The organism is Pseudomonas sp. NPDC096950, from assembly GCF_044762525.1.
Lineage (GTDB): Bacteria > Pseudomonadota > Gammaproteobacteria > Pseudomonadales > Pseudomonadaceae > Aquipseudomonas.
Genome location: NZ_JBIWEL010000004.1, coordinates 51,719 through 76,925 on the forward strand (window position 1 = coordinate 51,719; position 25,207 = coordinate 76,925).

1 protein-coding gene (only partly in view) is annotated in these 25,207 nt (G+C 62.4%); it reads right to left on the bottom strand.

Translation table 11 applies throughout. From position 1 onward, the window contains the following. Positions 1 to 25,183 carry the 5' portion of a non-ribosomal peptide synthase/polyketide synthase gene (locus tag ACIQY3_RS09335; protein WP_403018793.1) on the bottom strand. 3,725 nt of this gene lie to the left of the window's left edge, so the window shows 25,183 of its 28,908 coding nt (coding positions 1–25,183); it begins with the start codon at positions 25,181 to 25,183; its stop codon lies beyond the left edge, outside the window. Positions 25,184 to 25,207 lie beyond the last annotated feature (24 nt).

A 25,207-nucleotide genomic window follows, 5' to 3' on the forward strand; every position in this document is an offset into this window, starting at 1 on the left:
CACTGACGCCTGCGCAGTTGGCCAACGTGGCCTGGATCTCGCCCAGTTCAATGCGGAAACCACGAATCTTCACTTGTTCGTCGTTACGCCCGAGGTATTCGACGCTGCCGTCCGCCAGCCAGCGACCGAGGTCACCGGTTCGGTACATCCGGGCGTTCGGCTCGCGGCTGAACGGGTTGCTCAGGAAACGTTCGGCGGTCAATTCGTCGCGGTTCAGGTACCCCCGGGCGACGCCGGCACCGCCGACGTACATTTCCCCGATCACACCCACCGGCACTGGCTCGCGCTGTGGATTGAGGATGTACAACTGCAAATCGGGAATGCGCCCGCCAATCGGGCTGACACCAGGCCGTTGCGCATCCGCCGCTGTCAGTGCGCGATAGGTCACATGCACCGTGGTTTCGGTGATGCCGTACATGTTGACCAGTTGCGTCTGGTCATTGATTGCACGGGCATACCACGGTTTGAGCAGGCCCGGCTCCAGCGCTTCGCCGCCGAAAATCACCTGGCGCAGGCTGTGGGCCTTGGTGCTTTCGCCTTGGGCGGCGATCAGTTGACGGAACGCGCTCGGCGTCTGGTTAAGTACCGTGACACCGGCCTCGCACAGCAAGGCATAACAGTCGTCCGGCGAACGGCTGGTTGCTTGCGGCACCACCAACAGGCGACCGCCATGGGTCAAAGCACCCCAGATTTCCCAGACCGAGAAGTCGAAGGCAAAGGAGTGGAACAGCGCCCAGACATCCTGCGGGCCGAAATCGAACCACGCCTCGGTCGCGGAAAACAGCCGCGCGACGTTGCGGTGTTCGACCATCACACCTTTCGGCAGACCGGTGGAACCCGAGGTGTAGATCACGTAGGCCAGATGCGCCGAGGTCAGCTCCGGCACCGGCGGATTGCTCGTCGATTGGCTGTGCAACGACGCGCAATCGAGGTCGAGCACCCGCACCGACTCTTCCGCCAGTAATTCGCGGGTAGCGGCGTGGACCAGGATCGCCACGGGCGTGCTGTCTTCCAGCATGTAGGCGATGCGCTCGGCGGGATATGCCGGGTCCAGCGGCACGTAGCCTGCGCCGGATTTCAGGATACCCAGCAGGCCAACGATCATTTCCAGGCCACGTTCGACGCAAATCGCCACTCGGTCATCCGGGCGAATACCCAGTGACAGCAGGCGATGGGCGACCTGATTGGCCCGAGCGTTGAGTTCGCCGTAGGTCAGGGATTGATCCTCGAATACCACCGCCACTGCATCGGGCTGCACGCTTGCTTGCGCTTCAAACAGGCCATGGATGGTGTGGTTATGGGCGTATTCGCCCGTCGGAGCATTCCAGGTGTCGAGCAGTTGTTGACGTTCTGCCAGCGGCAACACGGCCAAATCGCGCATCGCGGTGTGCGGTGCGTGCTCCAGGGCGTGGACGAGACTTTCCAGCGTCACCTGCATATAGCCGCAGATGCGTTGCGCGCCGATTTGCGCCTCGACCTGCGCGGTCAGACTGAAACCCTGGCCCAAGTCATCGACGTTGAGCGTCAGCGGGTAGTTGGTGCGTTCTTCGCTGGCCAGCAGGTGCATGCCGCTCCAGGCCGACAGCACTTCATCGGTCAGTTGGACCGAGCTGTGGCGGTAGTTCAACAGTGCGCTGAACAGCGGTGCCGGTGCGGCCACGCCACTGCAACGCTGGGCCAGGGCCAGCGAGGCGTGTTCATGCCCCAACAGCCCGGTCAGTCGTGCGTGGGTGGAAGTGACGGCGGCGCGCACGTTTTGCGCGTCAATCTGCACGCGGATCGGCAAGGTGTTGATGAACATGCCCAAGGCACGATCGGCGCCCTCACCGCCCTGCATCCGGCCCATCAGCACGGTGCCGAACACCACGTCCGGCTGACCGGAAGCCATGCCCAACACCTGAGCCCAGGCCAGATGCACCAGGCTCGCGGCACCCACGCCGAGGCGCCGGGCCTGGGCCCGCAGACGCAGGCTCAGGGCCTGATCGACGGCTTGGGTCACTTCTTCAATGCCGCGTCCGTCGCCCTGAACCTGAGTCAAACCGAACGGCAGCGTCGGCTCGTCGATGTCGCCGAGCATGTCGCGGAAGAAGGTTTCGTGCGCTTGCTCGCTGACACCCAGGCGCGCCTGGGCCACGTAGTTGCGATACGGGATGGCGGCGCCTAACTGGTCCGACTGACCCAGCAAATGCGCCTGCATTTCGTGGCGCACCACATCCAGCGCGGTATGGTCCAGCGCCATGTGGTGGAACAGCAAGGTCGCGACCCAGCGCTGATTGGCGGCGTCCTGGGCGAAACGGATGCACATGAGCGGCGCCTGACGGATGTCGAGGCGATGGTGGCGGGAGTCGAAACGCTCGCGCAACTGATCGGCGATATCGCCTTCAGTGGCGGCCAGGGTCACTTCTTCCACATTCAATTGCGCGTGGCGCCAGACCACTTGCACCGGTTCGTCCAGCCCTTCCCAAGCCATCGAGGTGCGCAGGATATCGTGGCGATCGATCACCACTTGCAGCGCCTGGGTGAAGGCGTCGAGGTGCTCGCGACTGTCGAACGCGAACTGGGTTTGCAGCACGTACGGGTCGCCCTGCTCGGCGGCGAGGTGGTGGTAGAGGATGCCTTCCTGCAGCGGCGCGAGCGGGTAGATGTCTTGCACGTTGCCTGCGCCGCCCGGGACGGTGGCGATGATGCGGTCGATGGCGTCCTGGGTCAGCGCAACCAGTGGCAGCATGGCTGGGGTGATGTGGTCGCCGTTGGCCGGGATCAGGTTGGCCGGGACATGGATTTCGGTGCCGCTGCCGACGGCAGCTGCGAGTGCGGCCAGGGTCGGTTGGCTGAACAGTGCGCGGACGTCGGCGCTGAGGCCAGCCTGACGCATGCGTTCGATCAGGCTGACGGCCAGGAGCGAGTGGCCGCCGAGTTCGAAGAAATGGTCGTGGCGGCTGACTTGTGGCAGGCCCAGCAGGTCTTGCCAGATTTGCGCCAGGGTGGTTTCGGTTTCGCCGATGGGGGCTTCGTAGCCGCGGGTGATCACGGCGGCCAGATCCGGGATCGGCAGCGCTTTGCGGTCGAGTTTGCCGTTGGGCGTCAGGGGCAGTTTGTCGAGATGGACGTAGGCTGCCGGGATCATGTAGTCCGGGAGTTGGGTTTGCAGGTGACGACGGAGTGCGTCGATGTCCAGTGCTTGCGGCGCGGTGTAGTACGCGACGAGGCGTTTGTCGCCCGGCACGTCTTCGCGGGCCAGGACGACGGTTTCCTGGATGTCCTCGTGTTGGGCGAGTTTGGTTTCGATTTCGCCCAACTCGATGCGGAAGCCGCGGATTTTGACTTGATCGTCGTTGCGGCCGAGGTATTCGATGTTGCCGTCCGGGAGGTAGCGGCCCAGGTCGCCGGTACGATATATGCGGGCGTTGGTGCGGAATGGGTCGGTGAGAAAGCGTTCGGCAGTCAGGTCGTCGCGGTTCAGATAGCCCCGAGCCACGCCGGCGCCACCGATGTAGATTTCACCCGGCACGCCCAAAGGAACCGGTTGTTGGTGTTCATCCAGCAAGTAGAACTGGGTGTTGGCCACGGGTTTGCCGATGTGTGCGGCGAAACCATCCTGGCGGTCCATCGAGACCCAGCTTGAATAAGTCGTGGTTTCTGAGGGGCCATAGAGGTTACACAGGCGCTGGACGCTGGTTTGTTCGAAAAGGTTTTCCACGAGGCTGCGTTTAAGCGCTTCACCCGCGACGTTGACCGTGTGCACGTTTTTGCTGAGCCCGCCGGATTCCAGCAAGGCTTTCAGTGCCGACGGCACGGTGTTGATCAGGGTGATGTCGTCTCGCAGTTCCAATACGTTGGCCACGACATCAATGCTGCCGCCGGACGTCAATGGCGCAAAGCATTCATAAACCGCCAAGTCGAAGTTCAACGAGGTCGAGAACAGGGTTTTGGCCAACGTGGCGTCATCGAATGAACGGTGCGCCCAGGTCAGGAAATTCACGGTATTGCGGTGTTCGATCATCACGCCTTTCGGCAAACCGGTCGAACCGGAGGTGTAGATCACGTAAGCGAGATGCGCCGACGTCAGCCCTTCAATCACTGGGTTGGTGACGGATTCGTCCTGCCAGATGCCGCTATCGAGATTAATGACCGGCATCGAAGCTTCGGCCAGCAACCCTAGCGTCGCGGCCTGCGCCAACACCACGGCGGGCGCACTGTCCTGCAACATGTAGGCAATCCGATCCAGCGGATACGCCGGATCCAGCGGCACGTAACCACCGCCCGCCTTCAGGATCGCCAACAACCCGACGACCATGTCGGCACTACGCTCAACACAAATCGCCACCCGCGAGTCCGGCCGCACACCCTGCCCGCGCAGATGATGCGCCAAGCGGTTCGCCTGTTCATTCAGCTCGCGATAACTCAGGTGTTTTAAACCATGAACCACCGCCACCGCCTCCGGCGTGCGCTCAACCTGGGCCTCAAACAACCCGTGAACCGTCTGCTCCAGCGGATACAACGCCTCAGTCGCATTGAACCCAACCAACAACTGCTCACGCTCCGACGCCGGCAAAATCGGCAAGCTGTTCAGCGAAGCCTTCGGCGCCTGCTCCAACGCCTCCACCAGACTTTCCAGCGCCGTATGCACATAAGCGCAAACCCGCTGCGCGCCGACCTGCGAAGTCACCAACACCGACAACGCAAACCCGTTACCGAGATCATCGACGTTCAGCGTCAACGGATAATTGGTGCGCTCTTCCCCGCCAAGCACCTCGATACCGTGCCACGCCGCCTGATACAGCGCCGACGGCTCGGCCACTGCGCTATGACGGTAATTCAACAAGGCGCTGAACAGCGGCACCGGCGCAACCACGCCACTGCAACGCTGTGCCAGCACCAGCGGCGCATGTTCATGCCCCAGCAGCGCAGTCAGCCGTGCATGGGTGGCTTTCACCCCGTCGCGCACCGCTTGCGCGCCGACATCGACCCGCAACGGCAAGGTGTTGATGAACATCCCCAACGCCCGGTCGGCACCCTCGCCGCCCTGCATCCGGCCCATCAGCACCGTGCCAAACACCACGTCCTGCTTGCCGGACACCTTGCCCAGCACCTGGGCAAAGGCCAGATGCACCAGGCTCGCGGCACTCACGCCGAGCTGGCGTGCCTGGGCCCGCAGACGCAGGTTCAATCTCGCATCCACCGACTGCCGGGCTTCTTCGACATCGCGCCCATCGCCCTGCACATCCTGCAAACCGAATGGCAGGGTCGGCTCGTCGACATCGCCGAGCATCTCGCGGAAGAATCCTTCGTGTGCTTGCTGGCTCGTCCCCAACCGCGCCTGGGCCACATAGTTGCGGTACGGCACCGCTGCGCTCAGTTGATCCGCCTCGCCCAGCAAGTGCGCCTGCATCTCGTGTTGCACCACTTCCATCGCGGTGTGGTCGAGCGCCATATGGTGGAACAGCAAAACCGCGACCCAACGCTGATTGGCTGCGTCCTCGGCGAAGGCCAGGCGCAGCATCGGCGCCTGGGTGATATCCAGTCGGTAATGTCGCGGGTCGAACTGGCGCTGCAACTGCGCGGCGATATCGCCGGCGGTGGCGTCAAGATCGACCTGTTCCAGATGCAACTTCGCTTCGCGCCACACCACTTGCGTCGGCGCGTCCAGCCCTTGCCACACCACGCTGGTGCGCAGGATGTCATGGCGGTCGATGACGTTTTGCAGCGCGGCCACGAACGCCGTCAGCCGATCACGGCTGCTCAGTTCGAACAGCGTCTGCAACACATACGGGTCGCCCTGCTCGGCGGCCAAATGGTGATAGAGAATGCCTTCCTGCAACGGCGCCAGCGGGTAGATGTCCTGCACGTTGCGCACGCCGCCGGGAACCGTCGCGACGATGTGATCAATCGCTGCCTGATCAAGCTGGATCAACGGCAGCATGGCCGGAGTGATGTGTTCGCAGTCCAGCGGAATCAGGTTCACCGGCACCCGCACTTCGCTGCCGCTGCCAATCGCCGCGGCCAATGCAGCCAGCGTTGGCTGACTGAACAGCACCCGCACATCGGCGCTCAGTCCAGCCTGACGCATCTGCTCGATCAGCTTTACCGCCAGCAGCGAATGGCCACCGAGTTCGAAGAAATGATCGTGACGGCCAACCTGTTCCACAGTGAGAATCTGCGCCCAGATTCGCGCCAGGGTGATTTCGGTTTCGCCGACAGGGGCTTCGTATTCACGAGTGATCAGCGCATCGAGGTCTGGCGCCGGCAGCGCTTTGCGGTCGAGTTTGCCGTTCGGCGTCAGGGGCAACACGTCGAGGCGCACGTAGGCGGCCGGGATCATGTAGTCCGGCAACTGCGCTTGCAGGTGGCTGCGTAATGCATCGATGTCCAGCGTGTGTTGTGAGGTGTAATAAGCGACCAGGCGTTTGTCGCCCGGTACGTCTTCCCGGGCCAGGATTACTGCGTCCTTGACATCGAGGTGTTGCGCCAACCGGGCTTCGATCTCGCCCAGTTCGATGCGATAACCTCGGATTTTCACCTGGTCGTCGTTGCGCCCCAGGTATTCGACATTGCCGTCCGGCAACCAGCGCGCCAGATCGCCCGTGCGATACAGCAAGGCTTGCGGCTCGGTGCTGAACGGGTCGGCGACAAACTTCTCGGCGGTCAGCTCCGGACGGTTCAGATACCCGTTGGCCACGCCGTCGCCCCCGATGTACAACTCGCCCGCCACGCCGATGGGTGTTGGCCGCTGGTAGGCGTCCAGCACGTAGACCCGGGTATTGCCGACCGGACGACCAATCGGAATGCTGCCCGCGCCGGCCGACTTGATCTCATACGTGGTGGAAAACGTGGTCGCTTCCGTCGGGCCGTAGCCATTGAGCAAGTGCTGCGGCGTGCCATCCTTGAGCACGCGACCGATCATCGCCGGATCGAGTACGTCGCCACCGACAATCAGGTAGCGCAACTGGCCAAACACCGCCATCAAACCGGCGGCGTACTGGTGGAACAGCCCTGCGGTCATCCACAAGACACTGATCTTTTGCTCAAGCAGCAATGCGCTGAAGCGTTCTTGCGAGAGCAACACATCCTGCGCAACCACCACCACACAACCGCCATTGAGCAACGGTGCCCAGACGTCGAGGGTACTGGCGTCGAAGGCCGGGTTCGAGGCGAAGGCCACGCGGTCCCGGGCGTTGAATTCGGCGTAGCCGTTGTTGATCACCAAACGGTTGATCGCCCGATGCGGCACCAGCACACCCTTAGGCGTGCCGGTCGAACCGGAGGTGTACATGATGTACGCCGGCGTCTCGCTGGACTGCGGCCGTTGTGGGTTATGGCTCGGCAGGCTGTCGAGCGCGAGGGTATCCAGGTCGATTCGCTGTACGCCGAGCGCAACGTTTTCGTCACGGTGAGTCAGTACCAGGCCGGCCTGACTGTCTTGCACCATGAATTGCTGGCGTTCGGTCGGTGCGTTGACGTCCAGCGGCACATAAACCGCCGCGCACTTGAGGATCGCCAACTGGCTGATCAGCAGGTCAAGCGAACGCGCCAGCAGGATCGCCACGCTGTCGCCGGGCTGCACGCCAAGGCTGATCAGGTGATGCGCCAGGCGATTGGCCCGCACGTTGAGTTCGCTGTAGGTCAGGCTGTGTCCGTCGTGGACCGCCGCGGTGGCGGTCGGATGGGCCAGGACCTGCGCTTCGAACGCCGCGTGCACGGTGCTGCTTTGCGGATAGCCGCGAGCGGTCGCGTTGAAACCGGTCAACACTTGTCGACGCTCGATTTGCGGCAGTACATCCAGGCCGTGCAAGGCTGAGGTCGGCGCGGATTCCAGCGCTGTGGCCAGGCTTTGCAGCGCGGCATTCATGTAGGCACAAACCCGTTGCGCATTGACACCGCCGCCGACCAGCGCCGTCAGTGCGAAGTCATCGCCCAGGTCGTCCACCGACAGGGTCAGCGGGTAGTTGGTGCGTTCTTCGCCGCCCAGGGCATCGATGCCCTGCCACGCTGCATTCACTTCTTCTGACTGCTCACTGGAGTGACGGTAATTGAGCAAGGCGCTGAACAGCGGCGTCGGCGCGGCCACCGCGCTGCAACGCTGGGCCAGGGCCAGGGAAGCGTGCTCATGCCCCAGCAGCGCGGTCAGTCGCTCGTGAACGGCGCGCACGCCGGCCTTGACGTCTTGACCGGCGACATCAACCCGCAGCGGCAGGGTATTGATAAACATGCCCAGCGCCCGATCAGCGCCCTCGCCGCCCTGCATCCGGCCCATCAGCACGGTGCCGAACACCACGTCGTCCTGACCGGAAACACGGCCCAACACTTGCGCCCAGGCCAAGTGGTGCAGGCTCGCCGCACCCACGCCCGACTGACGGGCCAGACGGCGCAGGCGCCGGCTCAAGTCGCGGTCGATGACTACGCGGGCTTCCTCGATATCACTGCCATCGCCTTGCACATCCTGCAAGCCGAACGGCAGCGTTGGCTCGTCGATATCACCCAGCATGTCGCTGAAAAAGGCTTCGTGTTCTTCACGGCTGACGCCAAGGCGCGCCTGGGCCACGTAGTTGCGATATGGAACGGCGGCGCCCAACTGGTCCGACTGCCCCAGCAAGTGCGCCTGCATTTCGTGACGCACGACTTCCAGCGCCGTGTGGTCGAGGGCCATGTGGTGGAACAGCAGCATTGCCACCCAACGCTGATTCGCTGTGTCCTCGGCGAAAGCCAGGCGCATCAGCGGTGCCTGGGTGATGTCCAGGCCATAGTGGCGGGCGTCGAAACGCTGGTGCAGTTGTTCGGTAATGTCGCCGGCTTGCGGGTCGAGCGCGAGTTCATCCAAGCCTAGTTGTGCATGGCGCCAAACAACCTGTTGCGGCTCGTCGAGCCCTTCCCAGAGCACAGCAGTGCGCAGGATGTCGTGACGGTCGATGACGCCTTGCAGGGCCTGGACGAAATCGTCGAGACGCTGGCGGCTGTCCAGCGCAAACCGCGCTTGCAGCACATACGGATCGCCCTGCTCGGCAGACAGGTGATGGTAGAGGATGCCTTCCTGCAATGGCGCCAGCGGGTAGATGTCCTGCACGTTGCGGGCGCCGCCGGGGACGGTGGCGATGATGCGGTCGATGGCGTCTTGATCCAGCTCGGTCAGGACCAGCATGTCCGGGGTGATTCGCGTGCAATCGGGCTGGATACCGTTGGCCGGGACCACGATTTCGTGGGTGCCGCCGATGGCGGCCGCCAGCGCGGCGAGGGTCGGTTGGCCGAACAGCACGCGCACGTCGGCGCTGAGGCCGGCCTGGCGCATGCGTTCGATCAGGCTGACGGCCAGCAGGGAATGGCCGCCGAGTTCGAAGAAGTGGTCGTGACGGCCGATGCGGTCGACGTTGAGGACTTCGGACCAGATCTGCGCCAGGGTGGTTTCGGTTTCGCCTTGCGGGGCTTCGTAGCCTCGGGTGATGACGGAATCGGAGTCCGGGGCTGGCAGGGCTTTGCGGTCGAGTTTGCCGTTGGGCGTCAGGGGCAGTTTGTCGAGATGGACGTAGACCGCCGGGATCATGTAGTCCGGTAGTTGGGTTTGCAGGTGACGGCGGAGTGCGTCGATGTCGAGGATTTGTGGTGAGGTGTAGTACGCGACCAAGCGTTTGTCGCCCGGCACGTCTTCGCGGGCCAGGACCACGGCTTCATTGATGTTTTCGTGCTGGGCGAGTTTGGCTTCGATTTCGCCCAGTTCGATGCGGAAGCCGCGGATTTTGACTTGATCGTCGTTGCGGCCCAGGTATTCGATGTTGCCGTCGGGCAGGTAGCGGCCCAGGTCTCCGGTTTTGTACATCCGGCCATTGGTGCTGAAGGGATCGGTCAGGAAGCGTTCAGCGGTGAGGTCGTCGCGGTTCAGGTAACCGCGTGCCACGCCGGCGCCGCCGATGTAGATTTCGCCCGGCACGCCCAAAGGAACCGGTTGCTGATGTTCATCCAGCAAATAGAACTGGGTGTTGGCCACGGGTTTGCCGATGTGGGCGGCGAAGCCGTCTTCGCGGTCCATCGAGACCCAACTTGAATAAGTCGTGGTTTCCGAGGGGCCGTAGAGGTTGCACAGGCGCTGGACGGCGGTTTGTTCGAACAGGTTTTCTACCAGGCTGCGTTTGAGCGCTTCACCGGCGACGTTGACCGTGTGCACGTTTTTGCTCAATCCGCCGGATTCCAACAGCGCTTTAAGCGCCGACGGCACGGTGTTGATCAGCGTGATGTCGTCTCGCAGTTCCAGCACATTAGTGACGACATCGATGCTGCCGCCGGACGTCAGCGGTGCGAAGCATTCATAGACCGCGAGGTCGAAGTTCAGCGAAGTCGAGAACAGGGTTTTGGCCAACGTGGATTCATCGAACGAACGATGCGCCCAGGTCAGGAAATTCACGGTGTTGCGGTGTTCGATCATCACGCCTTTCGGCAAACCGGTCGAACCCGAGGTGTAGATCACGTACGCCAGATGCGCAGACGTCAGCCCTTCAATCGAAGGATTGGCGACGGATTCGTCCTGCCAAATGCCGCTATCCAGATCGATGACCGGCATCGAAGCTTCGGCCAACAAGCCCAGTGTCGAAGCTTGCGCCAACACCACGGCCGGCGCGCTGTCCTGCAACATGTAGGCAATCCGATCCAGCGGATACGCCGGATCGAGCGGCACATAACCCCCGCCCGCCTTCAAAATCGCCAACAACCCGACGACCATATCCGCCGAACGCTCAACACAAATCGCCACTCGCGAATCCGGTTTCACACCCTGCCCGCGCAAGTGATGGGCCAAGCGGTTCGCCCGCTCATTCAGCTCGCGATAACTCAGACGCTGTTCGCCATAGACCACTGCCACGGCATCCGGCGTGCGCCCAACCTGCGCCTCAAACAACCCGTGAACCGTCTGCTCCAGCGGATACAACGTCTCGGTCGCGTTGAAATCGACCAACAACTTCGCCCGCTCATCCTGCGGCAGAATCGACAAACTGTGCAGCGCCACCGCGGCCTTCTGCTCCAACGCCTCCACCAGACTATGCAGCGCCGTGCGCATATAAGCGCAAACCCGCTGCGGACTGACCCCAAGACTGGCCTGCGCCGTCAGGCTGAAGCCGTCGCCCAGGTCATCCACCGACAGCATCAACGGATAGTTGGTGCGCTCTTCCCCGCCCAGCACATCGATCCCTTCCCAGGCACGAATGGCGTCGGCGGAAGCCGATTCGGCAACACCGCTGTGGCGATAGTTGAGCAATGCACTGAACAACGGCAGCGGCGCGATCACGCCACTGCAGCGTTGCGCCAGGGCCAGCGAAGCATGTTCATGCCCCAGCAACCCGGTCAGCCGCGCATGGGTCGCCTTGACCCCGGCGCGAGTGTCTTGAATGCCGACATTCACCCGCAACGGCAAGGTATTGATGAACATGCCCAGCGCACGATCAGCACCCTCGCCGCCCTGCATCCGCCCCATCAGCACGGTGCCGAACACCACATCGTCCTTGCCCGACACCCGGCCCAACACCTGCGCCCAGGCCAGATGCACCAGGCTCGCGGCACTGACGCCGAGTTGGCGTGCCTGCCCGCGCAGGCGCTGGCTCAGGCTGTTTTCCAGCGCCAGCGTGGCCTCTTCGATCCCCTGCCCGCCGCCCTGCACATCGTGCAGGCCGAACGGCAGCGTCGGTTCGTCGACATCGCCCAGCATCTCGCGGAAGAACCCTTCGTGCTCTTCCAGGCTCACGCCCAACCGCGCCTGGGCCACGTAGTTGCGGTAAGGCATCGCCGCGCCCAATTGCGAGCCATCGCCCAACAGGAACGCCTGCATCTCGAGTTGCACCACTTCCATCGCCGTATGGTCGAGGGCCATGTGGTGGAACAGCAGAATCGCCAGCCAGCGGTTGCTGGCGGCGTCGTGGCTGTAGACCAGGCGCAGCATCGGCGCCTGGGTGATGTCTAGGCGGTGATGCCTTGGGTCGAAACGCTCAAGCAGTTGCGCCGCAACATCGTCGTCGAGCGCTTCAATTTCTTCCTGAATCAGTTGCGCTTCGCGCCAGACAACCTGCAACGGCTGCTCGAGTCCTTCCCAGAGCATCGAGGTGCGGAGAATGTCGTGTCGATTGATGACCTGCTGTAGCGCCTGCGCGAAATCGTCCAGGCGGGCGCGGGTTGCGAACGCAAACTGGGTTTGCAGCACATAGGGATCGCCTTGCTCCGCCGAAATATGGTGGTAGAGGATGCCTTCCTGCAACGGCGCCAGCGGGTAGATGTCCTGCACATTGCGCGCGCCGCCGGGAACCGTGGCGACGATGCGCTCGATGGTTTCCGGCGTCAGGGTGACCAGCGGCAGCATGGCCGGGGTGATGTGGTCGCAACTGTCAGGGATCAGGTTCGCCGGGACGATGACTTCGTTGCCGCTGCCAACGGCGGCGGCCAAAGCGGCCAGGGTCGGTTGGCTGAACAGTGCGCGGACGTCGGTGCTGAGCCCGGCCTGGCGCATGCGTTCGATCAGCGTGACGGCCAGCAGTGAGTGGCCGCCGAGTTCGAAGAAGTGGTCGTGTCGGCCGATGCGCTCTACGTTTAGGACGTCTGACCAGATCTGCGCGAGGGTGGTTTCGGTTTCGCCTTGGGGGGCTTCGTAGCCTCGGGTGATGACGGAATCCAGGTCAGGTGCTGGCAATGCTTTGCGGTCGAGTTTGCCGTTTGGCGTTAATGGCAGGTTATCGAGATGGACGTAGGCAGCCGGGACCATGTAGTCCGGTAGCTGGGTTTGCAGGTATCGGCGTAACTGATCGATGTCGAGCGATGATTGCGCGGTGTAGTACGCGACCAGGCGTTTATCGCCAGGCACGTCTTCGCGGGCCAGGACAACGGTTTCATGGATGTCGGCGTGTTGAGTGAGTTTGGCTTCGATCTCGCCGAGTTCGATGCGGAAGCCGCGGATTTTCACTTGGTCGTCGTTGCGGCCGAGGTATTCGATGTTGCCGTCGGGCAGGTAGCGGCCCAAGTCGCCCGTTCTGTACATCCGGCCGTTTGTGCTGAATGGGTCGTTAAGGAAGCGTTCGGCAGTCAGGTCGTCGCGGTTCAGATAGCCGCGAGCCACGCCGGCGCCGCCGATGTAGATTTCGCCCGCAACGCCCAAAGGAACCGGTTGTTGGTGTTCATCCAGCAAATAGAACTGGGTGTTGGCCACGGGTTTGCCGATGTGTGCGGCGAACCCGTCTTCGCGGTCCATCGACACCCAGCTTGAATAAGTCGTGGTTTCTGAGGGGCCATAGAGGTTGCACAGGCGCTGGACGCTGGTTTGTTCGAACAGGTTTTCGACCAAGCTTCTTTTGAGCGCTTCACCCGCGACGTTGACCGTGTGCACGTTTTTGCTGAGGCCACCGGATTCCAGCAGCGCTTTAAGCGCGGACGGCACGGTGTTGATCAGCGTGATGTCGTCGCGCAGTTCCAGCACATTAGTGACGACATCGATGCTGCCGCCGGACGTCAGCGGCGCGAAGCATTCGTAGACCGCCAAATCGAAGTTCAGCGAGGTCGCGAACAGCGTTTTCGCCAATGTAGTTTCATCGAATGAACGATGCGCCCAAGTCAGGAAGTTCACGGTATTGCGGTGTTCGATCATCACGCCTTTCGGCAGACCGGTGGAGCCGGAGGTGTAGATCACGTAAGCCAGATGCGCCGACGTCAGCCCTTCAATCACTGGGTTGGTGACGGATTCGTCCTGCCAGATGCCGCTATCGAGATTAATGACCGGCATCGAAGCTTCGGCCAGCAACCCTAGCGTCGCGGCCTGCGCCAACACCACGGCGGGCGCACTGTCCTGCAACATGTAGGCAATCCGATCCAGCGGATACGCCGGATCCAGCGGCACGTAACCACCGCCCGCCTTCAGAATCGCCAGCAATCCGACGACCATGTCCGCCGAGCGGTCCACACAAATCGCTACCCGCGAATCCGGCCTTACGCCCTGCCCGCGCAGGTAATGCGCCAATTGGTTAGCACGACTATTCAACTCGCGATAACTCAACTGTTCCAAGCCATGAACCACCGCCACCGCATCCGGCGTCCGCTCAACCTGAGCCTCAATCAACCCATGAACCGTCTGATCCAGCGGATACGAAGCCTCAGTGGCATTGAACTCAACCAGCAGCTTCAATCTTTCCGCCACCGGCAAAATCGCCAAATCAAACAACGAAGTCTCAGGCGCCGATTCCAGCGCCTCCACCAGACTCGCCATCGCCGCTTGCATAAACATGCCGACCCGCTGCGCACCAATCCCGGCGGCAGCCTGGACCGTCAGGCTGAACCCCTGGCCCAAATCATCCACCGACAGCGTCAGCGGATAGTTCGTACGTTCTTCCCCGCCCAGCGCCGTAATCCCGCTCCAGGCCGCAGAGTCGCCCAAAGCCGTTGGCTCCGCGCCGGAATGGCGGAAGTTGAGCAACGCGCTGAACAGCGGCGTCGGTGCAACCACGCCGCTGCAACGCTGGGCCAGTGCCAGCGAGGCATGCTCATGCCCCAACAGCCCGGTCAATCGCGCATGGGTTGCCTTGACGGCGGCCCGTGCACTTTGGCCGCCCACGCTGACCCGTAGCGGCAAGGTGTTGATGAACATGCCCAAGGCACGCTCAGCCCCTTCGCCGCCCTGCATTCGGCCCATCAGCACGGTGCCGAACACCACTTCTTCGCGACCCGAGACCCGGCCGAGGACTTGCGCCCACGCCAGGTGCACCAGGCTTGCTGCACTCACACCGAGCTGCCGCGCCTGGGCGCGCAAACGCAGGCTCAGCGCCGCGTCTACCGATTGTTTGGCCTCTTCGATGTCGCGGCCATCACCCTGCACATCCTGCAAACCGAACGGCAGCGTCGGTTCATCAATATCGCCAAGCATGTCGCGGAAAAAGGCTTCGTGTTCTTCACGGCTGACGCCAAGGCGCGCCTGCGCCACGTAGTTGCGATATGGCACGGCGGCGCCCAACTGGTCCGACTGACCCAGCAAGTGCGCCTGCATTTCGTGACGCACGACTTCCAGCGCCGTGTGGTCGAGGGCCATGTGGTGGAACAATAGCGTCGCGATCCAGCGCTGGTCATCCTGGGCAAAACGGATGCACATCAACGGTGCCTGGCGAATGTCGAGGCGATGGTGGCGAGCGTCGAAACGCTCACGCAGCTGATCGGCGATATCGCCTTCGGCGGCTGCCAATGTCACTTCTTCCACCGACAGTCGCGCCTGGCGCCAGACCACTTGCACCGGTTCATCCAGCCTTTCCCAGGCCATCGAGGTGCGCAAGATGTCGTGGCGGTCGATCACGCCCTGCAAGGCCTGGGTGAAGTCGTCCAGACGCTGGCGGCTGTCGAAAGCAAACTGAGCTTGCAGCACGTACGGGTCGCCCTGCTCGGCGGCGAGGTGGTGATAGAGGATGCCTTCCTGCAACGGCGCCAGCGGGTAGATATCTTGCACATTGCTGGCACCACCGGGCACCGTGGCGACGAGGCGTTCGATGGCAGCTTGAGTCAGCGAGACCAGCGGCAGCATGGCCGGGGTGATGTGTTCGCAGTTGGCTGGAATCAGGTTGGCCGGGACGCTGACCTCGCTGCTTTCGCCACCGACTGCCGCCGCCAGTGCGGCCAGGGTTGGTTGACTGAACAGCACGCGCACATCGGCGCTCAGGCCGGCCTGGCGCATCCGCTCCATCAGGCTGACGGCCAATAGAGAGTGGCCGCCGAGTTCGAAGAAGTGATCGTGACGACCGACCTGTTCCACATTGAGCACTTGCGCCCAGATCCGCGCCAGGGTGATCTCGGTTTCGCCGAGGGGGGCTTCGTAGCCTCGGGTGATCACGGCGTCCAGGTCGGGGGCTGGCAATGCTTTGCGGTCGAGTTTGCCGTTGGGGGTTAGTGGCAGCGCGTCGAGGTGGACGTAGGCTGCCGGGATCATGTAGTCCGGGAGTTGGGTTTGCAGGTGCCGGCGTAACGCGTCGATGTCCAGTGCTTGCGGCGCGGTGTAGTAAGCGACCAGGCGTTTGTCGCCCGGCACGTCTTCGCGGGCCAGGACGACGGCTTCGTTGATGTCGGCGTGTTGCGCGAGTTTGGCTTCGATTTCGCCGAGTTCGATGCGGAAGCCACGGATTTTGACTTGATCGTCGTTGCGGCCCAGGTATTCGATGTTGCCGTCGGGGAGGTAGCGGCCCAAGTCGCCGGTTCTGTACATCCGGCCGTTTGTTTGGAACGGATCGTTAAGGAAGCGTTCGGCGGTGAGGTCGTCGCGGTTCAGGTAACCGCGAGCCACGCCGGCGCCGCCGATGTAGATTTCACCCGGCACGCCTAAAGGAACCGGTTGTTGGTGTTCATCCAGCAAGTAGAACTGGGTGTTGGCCACGGGTTTGCCGATGTGTGCGGCGAAACCGTCTTCGCGGTCCATCGAGACCCAACTTGAGTAGGTCGTGGTTTCCGAGGGGCCGTAGAGGTTGCACAGGCGCTGGACGGCGGTTTGTTCGAACAGGTTTTCTACCAGGCTGCGTTTGAGCGCTTCCCCGGCGACGTTGACCGTGTGCACTTTGGCGCTGAGACCCCCGGATTCCAGCAACGCTTTAAGCGCCGACGGCACGGTGTTGATCAGGGTGATGTCGTGGCGCAGTTCCAGCACATTAGTGACGACATCAATGCTGCCGCCGGACGTCAGCGGCGCGAAGCATTCATAGACCGCCAAGTCGAAGTTCAACGAAGTCGAAAACAACGTTTTCGCCAACGTAGCATCGTCAAACGAACGATGCGCCCAGGTCAGGAAGTTCACGGTGTTGCGGTGTTCGATCATCACGCCTTTCGGCAAACCGGTCGAACCCGAGGTGTAGATCACGTAAGCGAGATGCGCGGACGTCAGACCTTCAATCGAAGGATTGGAAACGGATTCGTCCTGCCAAATGCCGCTATCCAGATCGATGACCGGCATCGAAGCTTCGGCCAACAAGCCCAGTGTCGAAGCTTGCGCCAACACCACGGCCGGCGCGCTGTCCTGCAACATGTAGGCAATCCGGTCCAGCGGATACGCCGGATCCAGCGGGACATAACCCCCGCCCGCCTTCAAAATCGCCAACAACCCGACGACCATATCCGCCGAACGTTCAACACAAATCGCCACCCGCGAATCAGGTTTTACACCCTGCCCGCGCAGGTAATGCGCCAAGCGGTTCGCCCGCTCATTCACCTCGCGATAACTCAACCGCTCCAAGCCATGAACCACAGCCACCGCATCCGGCGTGCGCTCAACCTGCGCCTCAAACAACCCGTGAACCGTCTGCTCCAACGGATAAACCGCTTCCGTCGCATTGAACTCCAACACCACCTGCCGACGCTCATCCGCCGACAAAATATCCAACTGATCCACTGCCGACTCAGGCGCAAACTCCAGCGCATCCACCAGGCTCGCCAACGCGGTCTGCATATAAGCGCCAACCCGCCAGGCATCCACCGCGCCCGCGGTCTGCACGCTCAACAGGAAGCCTTCGCCCTGGTCGTCCACCGACAACATGCACGGATAGTTGGTGCGTTCCATCACGCCCAACACTTCAGTGCCGCCCCACAGTTCAACGCCATCGTTGTCCTGGTGCGCACTGTGCCGGTAGTTCAGCAGCGCGCTGAACAGCGGCAACGACGCCGGCACCCCGCTGCAACGCTGGGCCAATGCCAATGACGCATGCTCATGACCGAGCAACGCAGTCAGCCGTGCATGGGTCGCCTTCACGCCGCTGCGCACATCCTGAGCACCGACTTTCACCCGCAACGGCAAGGTGTTGATGAACATCCCGAGGGCGCGGTCCGAGCCCACGCCACCCTGCATCCGTCCCAGCAATACCGTGCCGAACACCACATCGTCGCGGCCGGAAACGCGCCCCAACACCCGGGCCCAGGCCAAGTGATGCAGGCTCGCCGCACTCACCCCCAGCAACCGCGCCTGGGTGCGCAGACGCTGGCTCAGCAGCGGATCGAGATTAAGTTTCACCTCCTGGATGCCGCGACCGTCACCCTGCACTTCATGCAAGCCGAACGGCAGCGTCGGCTCATCGACGTCGTTGAGCATGTCGCGGAAGAACCGTTCATGTTGCTCGCGGCTCACACCCAGCAAGGCCTGGGCCACGTAGTTGCGATACGGCGTTGCTGCATTCAAGCGCGAGGCTTCACCGTTTTGGTACGCCAACATCTCGTCATGCATCACGTCCAGCGCGGTGTGGTCGAGGGCGATATGGTGGAACAGCAGGATCGCGACCCAACGCTGGTGGCTCGCATCCCAGGCGCAGGCCAGGTGCATCAGCGGCGCGTTGCCCAGGTCCAGACGCGTGTGGGCCGGGTCGAAACGCTGGCCCAATTGCTTGGCGACGTCGCCCAATGCAGGGTCGACGGCAATTTCTTCGACGTTCAGTTGTGCCCGGCGCAACACCACTTGCAGCGGGTCGTCCAGCCCTTCCCAGACCATGGCGGTCCGGAGAATGTCATGGCGATCAATCATCGCCTGCAAGGCCTGCACAAACCCGTCGAGCTGGGCGCAACTGGTCATGGCAAACGACGCTTGCAACAGGTACGGATCACCCTGTTCGGCGGAAATATGGTGGTAAAGAATGCCCTCTTGCAGCGGCGCCAGCGGGTAGATGTCCTGCACGTTGCCCACGCCGCCCGGGACTTTCTCTACAACTTGATCAATCGTTTCCTGGCTCAGTGTGACCAGCGTCAGCATCGCCGGAGTGATCTGCGCGCAATCGAGCGCAATGCCATTGGCCGGCACCACCACTTCAGTGCTGCCACCGACCGCCGCAGCCAGTGCCGCCAGGGTCGGTTGACCGAACAGCACACGCACATCGGCGCTCAATCCGGCGTGACGCATGCGCTCGATCAGCTTCACCGCCAACAGCGAATGGCCGCCGAGTTCGAAGAAGTGGTCATGCCGACCGACTTGCGCCACACCCAGCACCTCGGCCCATAGGCTGGCCAAGGTGGTTTCCAGATGACCGATCGGCGCTTCATATTCGCGGCTGGCAAATGCGTCGGCGTCAGGCGCCGGCAAGGCGCGACGGTCAAGCTTGCCGTTGGGCGACAGCGGCAGTTTTTCCAATAGCACGTAGGCTGCCGGGACCATGTAGTCCGGCAACAAGGCCTGGAGATGCGCGCGCAGGGAGTCGGCGTCCGGCGCTGTATCCAATTTTTGTGCGGTGAAATACGCCACCAGACGCTTGTCGCCGGGGCTGTCTTCGCGGGCAAGCACGGCTGCCGACCTGACGCCGGCATGCTGGCCGAGACGGGATTCGATCTCGCCCAACTCGACGCGGAAGCCGCGAATCTTGATCTGATCGTCGTTGCGGCCCAGGTAATCAATGCAGCCGTCAACCTGATAACAACCGAGGTCGCCAGTCTTGTACAAACGCCCATCAGCGTTAAACGGATCGCGAATGAAGCGCTCGGCGGTCATGTCAGGGCGATTCAGATAGCCCCGCGCCACGCAGGCGCCGCCAATGTGAATCTCGCCAGCCACACCGACCGGGACCGGTTGCAGGTGTTCGTCCAGCAAATAGATGCGGGTGTTGGCCACCGGATAGCCGATGGCCGGCAAGATTGGCCAGGCCGCCACATCGTTCGGCAGCGTCAGCGCGGTGGTGACGTGGGATTCGGTCGGGCCGTAATGGTTGTGCAGGCGACAGCCCGGCAGGCGTTCGAAGAACGCACGGATCTGTGGCGTGATGCGCAATTGCTCGCCGGCGGTGATGACATCCCGCAGCCCACAGGCCAATGGTCCGCTCGCGCCGTCGCTGATCACAGATTCAGCCAGGGCTTGCAACGCGACACACGGCAGGTACAGGCGTTCGATGTTCTGCTGGGCGATATGCTGGAACAGCGCGTGGAAATTCAAGCGAGTGTCGGCATGGATCAGCGACAGCTCGGCCCCGGCACACAAGGTGCTGAAGACTTCCTGGAACGCCACGTCAAAACCGAGGGCGGCGAACTGCAAGGTGCGCGCCGGCACCGATTGCGCGATTTGCCATTGCATCAGGTTGACCAGCGGCCCGTGGGCCATGGCCACACCTTTCGGCTGACCGGTCGAACCCGAGGTGTAGATGACGTAGGCCAAATGCTGCGCGGTCAGCTCATGAACATCGGGATTGGTTTGCGGCTGATCGTTGAGACTGGCCTCGACATCGAGCAACAACACCGGCACGCTCAACTGCGGGAAACGCTCTTGCAAGCTGTGTTGAGTCAGCAGCACTTTTGGCGCGCTGTCGTCGAGCATGTAGGTCAAGCGCTCGGCGGGATACGCCGGGTCCAGCGGCACATAACCGGCGCCGGCCTTGAGGATGCCGATCAGCCCGGCGATCATTTCCAGGCTGCGATCCACGCAAATCGCCACGCGATCATCCGCACCAATGCCCAATTCGATCAGGCGATGGGCGATCTGGTTGGCGCGCTGATTGAGCTCGCCGTAACTGAGACGCTGGCCTTCATAGGTCACCGCGATGACATCAGGCTGCTCGGCGGCATGCGCTTCGAACAACTGATGAATCAGCCCCGACGGATAGTCCGCGTCAAAGGCATTGAAGTCTTCAAGCACCTGCCGGCGTTCGATATCTGGCAAAAATGCGAGGTGTTGCAGCGGTATGTTCGTGTCGTGATCCAGCGCATCGACCAGCGCTTCAAGCACGGTATGCATGTAGCCGCAAACCCGCTGGGCACCGATCCCGGCGACGGCTTGCACCGTCAAGCCGAACGATTGGCCGAGGTCATCCACCGACAACGACAGCGGGAAGTTGGTCCGCTCTTCGCCGCCCAACAGCGTCACGCCCGCCCAGATCCGCGCATTGCCGGCATCTTTTGGCGCCTGCGCACCGACAGCGCCGTGGCGGTAGTTCATCAACGCGCTGAACAGCGGCGCCGGTGCAGCAACGCCGCTGCAACGCTGCGCCAGGGACAGCGGTGCATGTTCGTGGCCCATCAGTGCGGCCAGTCGTGCGTGGGTGGTTTTCAGCGCCGCCAACACGCCTTTATCGCCGGCATCGACGCGCAACGGCAAGGTGTTGATGAACATGCCCAGGGCACGCTCGGCATCCTCGCCACTGTGCAGGCGCCCCATCAGCACCGTGCCGAACACCACGTCCTGACGCCCGGCCAAACGCCCGACCACCTGGCCCCAGGCCAAGTGATGCAGGCTGGCGCTGCTGACGCCCAGACGCCGGGCCTGGGCACGCAAACGCTGGCCCAGCCCGGCTTCCAGCGGCAGCGACGCCTCTTCCATCCCGCTGCCATCGCCTTGCACATCCTGCAAACCGAACGGCAGGGTCGGCTCGTCCACGTCCCCCAGCATCTCGCTGAAGAACGCTTCCTGTTGCACCTGACTCGCCCCGAGCCGGACCTGCGCCACGTAATTGCGGTAAGGCACCGACACCGGCAACTGCGCCGAACGGCCCTCACTGAACGCTTCGATTTCCTGGCCGAGCAACGCCAGCGAAGTCGCATCGTCGATCAAATGGTGGAACAGTAGAATCGCGACCCAGCTCGCGCCGGCCACGTCTTCGGCGAAGTGCAGACGCATCAATGGCGCCTGGCGCAGATCGAAACGGGTGTGACGCGGGTCGAAACGGGTCTGCAATTGCTCGGCGATATCGCCCTGAGTCGGGTCCAGCGCCACTTCAAACGCGCCCAGCCGAGCCTCGCGCCAAACCACTTGCACCGGCTCGTCCAGCCCTTCCCATGCCACCGAAGTGCGCAGGATGTCGTGGCGCTCGATCACCGATTGCAGGGACTGCACGAACGTATCCAGTTGCGCGCGGCTGTCCATGCGCAGCGTGGCTTGCAGCAAATACGGATCGCCAACTTCAGTGGCCAAATGGTGATAGAGGATGCCTTCCTGGAGCGACACTAATCCGTAGATATCCTGCACATTCGCCACACCGCCCGGCACGGTGGCGACGATGCGATCGATCTCGTCCTGACGCAGGGTGGCCAGGGGCAGCATGTCCGGGGTGATGCGCGGGCAATCGGTGGGAATGCGATTGACCGGGACGACGATTCCGCTGCTGGCTCCGGCGGCAGCGGCCAAAGTCGCCAGCGTTGGCTGGCCGAACAACACGCGTACATCGGCGCTCAGATTGACCTGGCGCATGCGCTCGATCAGCTTGACCGCCAACAGCGAATGCCCGCCCAGTTCAAAGAAGCGGTCGTGGCGCCCGACTTGCTCGACACCGAGCAACTCGACCCACAACGCGGCCAGGGTGATTTCCACCGCGCCCTGCGGCGCTTCATAGTCGCGACTGGCATAAGCCGCCGAATCCGGTGCCGGCAAGGCCTTGCGGTCGAGTTTGCCGTTGGCGGTCAGCGGGAACGAGGCCAGGGTCACGAAGGCGCTCGGCACCATGTATTCGGCCAACGCGCCGAGCAGTTGGGTGCGCAGCTCGGTGGCGGACAGTTGTTCGCCATCCTTCGCGATGACGTAGGCGACGAGGCGTTTGTCCCCCGGTTCGTCTTCACGAGCGATGACCACGGCTTCGCGCACGTGGTCGCAGGCCGCGAGTTTGGCTTCGATTTCACCCAGTTCGATGCGGAAACCGCGAATCTTCACCTGATCATCGTTGCGACCGAGGTATTCGAGGTCGCCGTCCGCCAGCCAGCGACCGAGGTCGCCGGTGCGGTACATCCGTGCGTGTGGCGTGTCGCTGAACGGATCGTCCAGAAACCGCGTGGCATTGAGTTCCGGACGATTCAGGTAACCCCGTGCCACACCGGCGCCGCCGACATACAACTCACCCTCGACGCCCACCGGCACTGCCTGGCCGTGGGAATCGAGCAGGTACAGGCGCAAGTCGGGAATACGCTTGCCGATCGGGCTGATGCCGACCAGTTGCGCATCGGCCGCAGTCAGCGGGCGATAGGTCACGTGCACCGTGGTTTCGGTGATGCCGTACATGTTGACCAATTGCGTTTGTGCATTGGCTTGGCGGGCGTACCACGGCTTGAGAATCCCGGTTTCCAGCGCTTCGCCGCCGAAAATCACCTGGCGCAGGCTATGAGGCGTGGCGTCCTGGGCGGCAATCAACTGCCGGAAGGCGCTCGGCGTCTGGTTCAACACCGTGACGCCGGCCTCGCACAGCAGCGCGTAACAATCTTCTGGCGAACGGCTGACCAGTTGCGGGACGACCAGCAAGCGTCCGCCATGGATCAGCGCGCCCCAGATTTCCCAGACCGAGAAGTCAAAAGCAAACGAGTGGAACAAGGCCCAGACATCTTGCGGGCCGAAGTTGAACCAGTCTTGCGTCGCTGAAAACAGCCGCGCCACATTGCGATGTTCGACCATCACGCCTTTGGGCAGACCGGTCGAACCGGAGGTGTAGATCACGTAAGCCAAGTGGTGCGACAGCACGTTTACGTCGGGATTGTGCTGCATACCCGACGCTTCGAGCTGATCGAGCAACAGCACCGGGGCCTCCAGTGGCGGCAGCAATTCACGCAGGCCCGATTGGGTCAGCAACGCAACCGGCGCGCTGTCTTCAAGCATGAACTTCAGGCGCTCCAGCGGATAGGCCGGGTCCAGCGGCACATAACCCGCGCCGGATTTCAGGATCCCGAGCAGACCAACGATCATCTCCAGACCACGTTCAACACAAATCGCTACCCGGTCATCCGGGCGGATGCCCAGCGTCAGCAACTGATGCGCGACCTGATTCGCCCGGGCATTCAACTCGCTGTAGGTCAGCTGTTGATCTTCGTAAGCCACCGCCACCGCATCGGGTTGCGCCAGCACCTGAGCTTCAAACTGACCATGGATCGTGCGGTCCTGCTCATACGGTGTCTTGGTCGCGTTCCAGTCTTGCAAGGTGAGTGCTTCAGCCGGCGTTGGCAGCAGAAAACCTCTGACAGGCATGGCGTCATCGGCCAACCCCTGCTCCAGCACATGCATAAAGCGCTCAACCATCGCCTCAACGTCGGTTTGTTTGAAATACGCCTCGTTGTAGGTGAAGTGCATCCACGCGGTTTCATCGTGGGGGCTGGTGCGGATGTGGATGGTCAGTGGTGTCTGTTCATGATTGCTCGAACTCTTGACCACACTGGCCGGCGCCTGGCCGTACATGAACTGGTGATCGACTTGCTCATAGGAAAACGACAAATCAAACAACTGCGCGCGATCATCACGGCGCAGGCCCAACGAACGGTTCATGTCGCTGAGCGGATAACGCTGGTGGCGATAATCCTGCTTGAGCGTGCGCGCAATTTCCCGCGCCAGTTCACCGAACGACAATTCATCGCTGAACTGCAAGCGCACGGCGCTCACTTGGGTAAACAAACCCAGGGTATTGCGGAAATTCGCGTTTGAGCGGTTAAGGATCGGCAAACCGATCACCAATTCATCGCGCTCTGGCGTGCGCACGAAATAGACGTACAGCGCGGCCAGCAGCACGTGGAAGCGCGAGACCTGAAGCGATTGCGCCAAGGCGTCGATGCGGTCGTTGAGCGAGTGCGGATAACGCTGGGTCACCACGCGGCTCGGTGCCCCGCGATCCGGATACTGGTCGCGGTAACGGGCAACAAACAACGGCTCCGGTACGTCCCGGTATTTTTCCAGCCAATACGCCTGGTCACGGGCGAAACGCGGGGAGTCGCGATACCGCGCATCGTCGTGGATGAACTCCACATAGGACGGTGCCGACAGGTCAGGCTGCTGGTTATTGTCCAGTGCGCTGTAAAGCTCACCCACGGAATCAAACATCAGGCTGATGCCCCAGCCATCCTGGATCAGGTGATGAACGTGGGCAACGAAGTAGAACGAAGTGTCGCTGAGCTTGGCCAAGTGAAAGCGGAACAACCGACGGCCATCCAGCGGAAACGCGATCTCGATCTGTTGCTGCATCCAGGCTTGCACTGCTGCCTCGGGATCGGCGTGACCGGAAAAGTCCTGCAACTCGACCTGTTCCACCATGGCGGCGGCCAGCGCCTGCATCGGCGCGCCCTCTTCGCCCACGTTGGGCAGCAACACGGTGCGCAGGGCATCGTGCTTTTGAATCAGCAATTCAATCGCGCGCTGGAAGCGTTCGGGGTCGATGTGCCCTTTGATCTGGATGTAGCCGCCGATGGTGTACAGGGGCGAATCGCCCTGGGTCATCTGGTCCAGCCAGATATCGCGCTGCGCGGCGGTCAGCGGGTAGGTTTCGGACAGCTCAAGACGTTGATTCATGCTCCGCACTCCATGGCACGCACG